The organism is Actinomyces sp. W5033 (assembly GCF_051303165.1).
In genome coordinates, this window is sequence record NZ_JBPPGD010000012.1 from 51,796 (window position 1) to 58,060 (window position 6,265).

A 6,265-nucleotide genomic window follows, 5' to 3' on the forward strand; every position below is an offset into this window, starting at 1 on the left:
CAAGCGCGGCCCGGTAGGTGGGCCCATGCCCCGCCCGGTCAGGCGGCGTCGGCGGCCACAGCGTCACCGTGCGAGCGGGCCGCCATCTGCTTGAGCAGGACCACTCCGGCGCAGGTGATGACCGCGCCGATGGCGATGGACAGGACGAACCACAGGATGTTGTCGATCGCGAAGAAGACGAAGACACCACCGTGCGGGGCACGCGAGCCCACGTGCATCGCCATCGACAGAGCACCGGTGACGGCACCACCCACCATGGCGGGCGGGATGATGCGCAGCGGGTCGGCTGCGGCGAAGGGGATGGCGCCCTCGGAGATGAAGGAGGCGCCCAGCAGCCAGGCGGCTCGGCCGTTGTCGCGCTCGACGTCGGTGAACAGCCGCGGGCGCAGGGTCGTGGCCAGGGCCAGGGCCAGCGGCGGCACCATTCCGGCGGCCATGACGGCGGCCATGATCTCGTAGGAGGCGGTCGTGGCGGCGGCCAGGCCGGCGGTGGCGAAGAGGTAGGCGGCCTTGTTGACGGGCCCGCCGAGGTCGAAGCACATCATGAGGCCGAGGATGACGCCGAGGATGACCGCGGAGCCGTTGTCAGCCATGGCGGTCAGCGAGGTGGTCAGCCAGCTCATGAGGGAGGACAGCGGGCCGGCGAGGATGACGTACATGACGGTGCCGACGACGAGGGTCACCGACAGCGGGATGACGACGACGGGCATGAGGCTGCGCAGCCAGCGCGGCGTGCTCAGCCCGGCGAGCCAGGCGGCCATGTACCCGGCGAGGACGCCTCCGATGAGGCCGCCGATGAAGCCGGACCCGGTGGCGAGAGCCGCCAGGCCCATGACGAAGCCGGGGGCGATGCCGGGTCTGCCGGCCAGGCCGAAGGCGGTGTAGCCGGCCAGGGCCGGCACGAGCAGCCCCATGGAGGCGCCGCCGAGGAGGGAGAAGACGGCACCGAGGTAGGCGGCCAGGGCGGAGCCGCCCAGGGCGTGGGGCGCCGCGTAGGCGGGGTTGGCGAGGTCGGGCAGGTTCCACAGGCTGGCCGCCGCCAGCCCCTCGTCGCTGTTGCCCATGACGATCGTGTGGGCGGTGGCGCCGATGTCGTAGCCGCCGAAGAGGAAGCCCAGGGCGGTGAGCAGACCGCCCGCCGCGACGAAGGGGATCATGTAGGACACGCCGGTCATGACCGAGCGCTGGAGGCGGCGGGCCCAGTGGACCTTCTCCTCGGCGACGGCCTCCCCTGAGGCGCCGGGGGCGCCGGCGGGCACGGTCGGGGCCGCGGGGTCGTCAATGGCGGCCAGCGCACGGTCGATGAGGGAGGCGGCGTCGTTGACGGCCGCCTTGACGCCGACGTCGACCACCGGCTTGCCGGCGAAGCGCTCACGGCCCTTGACGGGGAGGTCGTGGGCGAAGACGACGGCGTCGGCGCGCTCGATGAGGGCGGGGTCGAGCCAGTCCACCTTGCCCGATCCCTGCCCCTCGATGTGGACCTCGACGCCGCGGTCCTTGCCGGCCTGCTCGAGGGCCTCGGCGGCCATGAAGGTGTGGGCGATGCCGGTGGGGCAGGAGGAGACGCCGACGATGAGGCGGCCGGGGCCCGCCGCAGCGGGAGCGGCCTGAACCTCGGGGGCCGGGGTGGCGGGCGCGTGGGCCGCCTCGGCGGCGAGGAGCTCGGGCTGGACCTGCTCGGTGACGATCCGGGCGACCTCCTCGCTGGTCGCGGCCGAGCGCAGGGCGTCGGTGAAGTCGCTGCGCATGAGGCCGCGGGCGAGCTTGGCCAGCAGCTGGAGGTGGAAGTCGTCAGCGCCGTCAGGGGCGGCGATCATGAAGACGAGGTCGGCGGGCTGCTCGTCGGCGGCGCCGAAGTCGACCGGCTCGCTCAGGCGGGCGAAGCCCAGCGAGGGGGCCAGCACGTGCGGGCTGCGGCAGTGCGGGATGGCGATGCCCCCGGGGATGCCGGTGGGGGCGGTGGCCTCACGGGCGCGGGCGTCGGAGGCCAGGCCCTCGGCGGTGGAGGCACGGCCGGCGGAGGCGACGACCTCGGCGAGGTAGCCGATGACCTCCGTCTTGGCGGAGCCCGCCGGCACGTCGAGCCGGACGAGCTCAGGGATGATGAGCGGAACGCTCGTTGCGGATGAGGTGGGGGACATGCTGCTTCCTTGGGTGGCGTGGGTTGGCGGTGGTGAGGGAATCGGTGCGTGCTGGGGCCCGGTCAGCCCAGGCGGGTGACGACGGCGCCCGCCTGGGGCAGGTCCTGCGGGGTCGGCAGCCGGGTGCCGGGCAGGGAGGCGGCTGCGGAGCCGTAGGCCATGGCGGTGGCGAGGCGGCCCGGGGCGTCCTCACCCCGGGTGTCGGCCAGGACGTACCCGGCGACGGAGGAGTCCCCCGCCCCGACGGTGGAGCGCACAACGATGGCGGGGGCGGTGGCGTGCCAGGCGGCCTCGTCGGTGACGAGGACGGCCCCGGCCTCGCCGAGCGTGGCCATGACGGCGCCGATGCCGGCAGCAACGAGGACCCGGGCGGCCTCGACGACGGGGCCGAGGTCTCCGGCCAGTGCCCCCTCCTCCAGCACCATCGCCCTGTCGGCGGACAACCCGGCCAGCTGGCCGAGCTCCTCGCCGTTGGGCTTGATGAGGTCGGGCGCCGCCGAGGGCAGGGCAGCCACCAGCGCGGCGAGCGGGGCGTCGGAGGTGTCCACGGCGATGCGCAGCCCCGGTGCGGCCTGCCTCAGCAGGTGCACGAGGCGCGCGTACCAGTCGGTGCTCACCCCGGGGGGCAGTGAGCCCGACAGCACCGCCCAGGACGGGGCGGCGTCCGCGGCGGGCGATGCCACCGCCTCGATCAAGGCGGCCTCGACGGCCTCGGTCTCGGCGGCGCTGAGGCCGGCTCCGGGCTCATTGAGCTTCGTCGTCGTCCCGTCGGGCTCGGTGACGGCGGTGTTGACCCGCACGGATCCGCAGACGGGCACGGCGTGGGTCCTCACGGTGGCGTCGCCGGGCACCACGGCGGCGGCGATGGCGGCCAGGAGGGGGTCGCCGGGGGGTGCGGGAAGGACGGAGGTGACCGCGAGCCCGGAGGCGGCGAGCACCCGGGCCACGTTGACGCCCTTGCCGCCGGGCTCGATGGTGACGGAGGCGAGGCGGTTGACGCCGCCGCGCTGGAGCGGTCCGGGCAGGGTGACGGTGCGGTCGAGGGAGGGGTTGGGGGTGAGGGTGGTGATCATGCGACGAGGACCTCCGTTGCGCAGTCGGTGAGGCGGCGGGACAGGGCGGTGGGGGGCGGGGCATCGGTGACCAGCAGGTCGGTGTCGGCCAGGTCGGCGAAGGAGACGAGGTGCTCCTGACCGGTCTTCGTGGCGTCGGCGAGGACGACGACGCGGCGGGCGGCGCGCACCATGGCGGTCTTGACCGCCGCCTCGTCCGGGTCGGGTGTGGACAGGCCGTGCTCGGCGGACAGGCCGTTGGTTCCCAGCACAGCGAGGTCAACCCGCACGCAGGCGAGGGTGGCCAGGGCCTCCGGCCCGACGGCGGCCTGCGTGATACCACGCACCTCACCGCCCAGGACCCGCACGGTGAGGCCGTCCCTGCCGGCCAGGCGGGCGGCGGTGAGGACGGAGGAGGTGATGACGGTCAGGGACAGGTCCTCCGGCAGGATCCGGGCCAGGGCGCCCACTGAGGTGCCGGCGTCGAGGATGAGGGTGGAGCCGCTGGCGAGCGCCCCCCGCTCGAGCAGGGCGGTGAGCGCCGCTGAGGCGATGCGCTGCTTGGCCGGGGCGGCGAGGTGCTCGCGCTCGGCGACGGCGGTCTCGGGCAGGGCGAGGCTCGTGGCGGCGACAGCACCGCCGTGGACCTTGCGCAGGGCTCCGGCGCGGTCCAGGGCGGCGAGGTCGCGGCGGATGGTCTCAACCGTGACGCCGTGGTCCGCGGCGAGGTCCACGACCGTGACGCGCCCCTCGCGGGCGACGGCATCGAGGATCGCCTGCTGACGCTGCTCGGCGCTCATCCGACCTCCTCGTGCCGGGACAGCCACCGTCGGCTGTCCGTCCGATCACCAGAGTATGCCCGTTCGGGCACGTTGGGAAGAGGAAACGTCGTCATATGTTTGAATCAAAGCGATTCTGGATGTCCGTCCGGGCATTCTTGTGACTGAGGGCGGGCATGAGCCCTGCGGGCCCTGCTCGCGCCGCCGTTCAGACCCGCAGGAGCGGCAGGTAGGGGCTGAGGTCGCAGCGCTCACCGGAGGCGTGCAGGTCCCCCGCGGCCACCGCCTGGTCCCAGGTGAGGCGGCCCGCGGCCAGGGCGAGCCAGGTGGTGGGGTCGGTCTCGACGACGGAGGGCGGGGTCCCGCGGCGGTGGACGGTGCCGGCCACGGCCTGGGTGACGCCGTAGGGAGGGACCCGGACCTCTACCGCCCGGCCCGGGGCGCAGGCGCTGAGCTCCTCGAGGGTGTAGCGCACGGCGGTGGCGTCGCGCCGCCGGCGGGCTGAGCGCTCCAAGGGGCTGAGGCCCGCGGGCGGCTCACCGCCGCCGGCGCGGACGTCGTGCTCGGCCGCCCACTGGCGCAGGGCGTGGGCCCCCGCGCCAGGGTCAATGCGTCGTCGTGCTGCCATGGCCCCGACCCTAGCGCCCAGGACCCCGGGCGCCGCCGGGGACGGGCCTCGGCGAGGGCGTCGCGTGCCGAGCCCTCGCGCCGTGCCCCGGGCGGGTGGCTCGGGGACGGCGCGAGGGCTCAGGAAGGTGCGGCCCTGGCGGGCGCGGCTCAGACGATGCCGTGCTGGATCATCGCGTCGGCGACCTTGGTGAAGCCCGCGGCGTTGGCGCCCAGGACGTAGTCACCGGGGTGCCCGTAGGCCTGCGCGGCCTCGACGCAGGAGTCGTGGATGTCAGCCATGATGCCGGTGAGCCTGGCCTCGACCTCCTCGAAGCTCCAGCGGGTGCGGGAGGAGTTCTGGCTCATCTCCAGCGCCGAGGTGGCCACGCCACCGGCGTTGGAGGCCTTGCCGGGGGCGTAGAGGATGCCCGCAGCCTGGAAGGCCTCCACCGCCTCGGGGGTCGAGGGCATGTTGGCACCCTCGGCGACGACGCCGACGCCGTTGCGCAGCAGGGTGACGGCGTGGTCGCCGTCGAGCTCGTTCTGCGTCGCGCAGGGCAGGGCGACATCGACCGGCACGTCCCAGGGGCGGCCCTGCGTCACCAGGCGGGCGCCGGGCTTGCGGGCGACGTAGTCGGCGACGCGCCCGCGCTCGACCTCCTTGACCTGCTTGAGCAGCTCGAGGTCAATGCCGCGCTCGTCAACGACGTAGCCCGAGGAGTCGGAGAAGGTGACCGGGTCGGCGCCGAGCTGCTGGAGCTTCTCAATGGCGTAGATCGCCACGTTGCCCGAGCCGGAGACGGCAACCTTCTTGCCCTCGAGGCTGTCGCCCCTGGTGGCGAGCATGGACTGGGCGAACAGGACCGTGCCGTAGCCGGTGGCCTCGGTGCGGGTGAGCGAGCCACCCCAGGCGACGGGCTTGCCGGTGAGCACGCCGGCGTCGTAGCGGTTGGTCAGGCGCTTGTACTGGCCGAACATGTAGCCGATCTCACGCCCTCCAACGCCGATGTCGCCGGCGGGCACATCGGTGTCGGGGCCGATGTGGCGGGACAGCTCGGTCATGAAGGACTGGCAAAAGCGCATGACCTCGGAGTCGGACCTGCCGTGCGGGTCGAAGTCGGATCCACCCTTGCCGCCGCCGATGCCCTGGTCGGTGAGGGCGTTCTTGAAGATCTGCTCAAAGCCAAGGAACTTGATGATGCCGGCGTTGACGCTCGGGTGGAAGCGCAGGCCCCCCTTGTAGGGCCCCAGGGCGGAGTTGAACTCGACGCGGAAGCCGCGGTTGACGTGGACCCGGCCGGCGTCGTCAGTCCACGGGACACGGAACATGATCTGACGCTCAGGCTCGACGATGCGCTCGAGGAGCGCGTTGTCGGCGTAGTCGGGACGCTTGGCGATGACTGGGTCGAGGGACTCGAGGACCTCTCGGACGGCCTGGTGGAACTCGGACTCGCCACGGTTGCGGGCAACGACCTGCTCGTAGACCTTTTCGACACTCTCCTGCATACGGGACTCCATTCATCGAATCGTGTAGGGCGGCCGGGACTGCGCCGCGGCGCCCACTGACAGGCTCCCACTCGGCCGGAAACTGAGATGAAACATCTCATTCCAGGGGACACCGGGCGCTGGTTTTGTGGTGGGGGAGGGAGAAACAGAAAAGCAACGAAACAAAAAAAAAAGACCC

General features: G+C 72.9%; 5 protein-coding genes. All 5 read right to left on the reverse strand.

All coding sequences use genetic code 11. The features are described 5' to 3' along the window. Positions 1-38: 38 nt before the first annotated feature. Positions 39-2,141, reverse strand: coding sequence for a PTS fructose transporter subunit IIABC (locus ACSJJR_RS09135; protein WP_435943107.1), 2,103 nt, complete (start codon positions 2,139-2,141; stop codon positions 39-41). 62 nt (positions 2,142-2,203) lie between these two features. After that, entirely contained in the window at positions 2,204-3,214 is a 1,011-nt protein-coding gene (locus tag ACSJJR_RS09140) for a 1-phosphofructokinase family hexose kinase (protein WP_435943108.1), read from the reverse strand. Beyond that, positions 3,211-3,993: a DeoR/GlpR family DNA-binding transcription regulator gene (locus ACSJJR_RS09145; RefSeq protein WP_435943109.1), complete on the reverse strand. Its 783-nt coding sequence runs from the start codon at positions 3,991-3,993 to the stop codon at positions 3,211-3,213. Before ACSJJR_RS09145 ends, ACSJJR_RS09140 begins: the two co-directional genes overlap by 4 nt. Before the next feature lie 187 nt (positions 3,994-4,180). Further along, on the reverse strand, positions 4,181-4,600 hold the full coding sequence (locus ACSJJR_RS09150) for a sterol carrier family protein (RefSeq protein WP_435943110.1): 420 nt from the start codon (positions 4,598-4,600) through the stop codon (positions 4,181-4,183). A 149-nt stretch (positions 4,601-4,749) separates the two neighbouring features. Further along, positions 4,750-6,087, reverse strand: coding sequence for an NADP-specific glutamate dehydrogenase (gdhA, locus tag ACSJJR_RS09155; RefSeq protein ID WP_435943126.1), 1,338 nt, complete (start codon positions 6,085-6,087; stop codon positions 4,750-4,752). Between the last annotated feature and the right edge of the window lie 178 nt (positions 6,088-6,265).

Excerpts from the sequence above, each read along its gene's own strand:
- ACSJJR_RS09150 (WP_435943110.1), bottom strand. The coding sequence starts at position 4,600 with ATGGCAGCACGACGACGCATTGACCCTGGCGCGGGGGCCCACGCCCTG.
- ACSJJR_RS09140 (WP_435943108.1), bottom strand. The coding sequence starts at position 3,214 with ATGATCACCACCCTCACCCCCAACCCCTCCCTCGACCGCACCGTCACC.
- gdhA (WP_435943126.1), bottom strand. The coding sequence starts at position 6,087 with ATGCAGGAGAGTGTCGAAAAGGTCTACGAGCAGGTCGTTGCCCGCAAC.
- ACSJJR_RS09145 (WP_435943109.1), bottom strand. The coding sequence starts at position 3,993 with ATGAGCGCCGAGCAGCGTCAGCAGGCGATCCTCGATGCCGTCGCCCGC.
- ACSJJR_RS09135 (WP_435943107.1), bottom strand. The coding sequence starts at position 2,141 with ATGTCCCCCACCTCATCCGCAACGAGCGTTCCGCTCATCATCCCTGAG.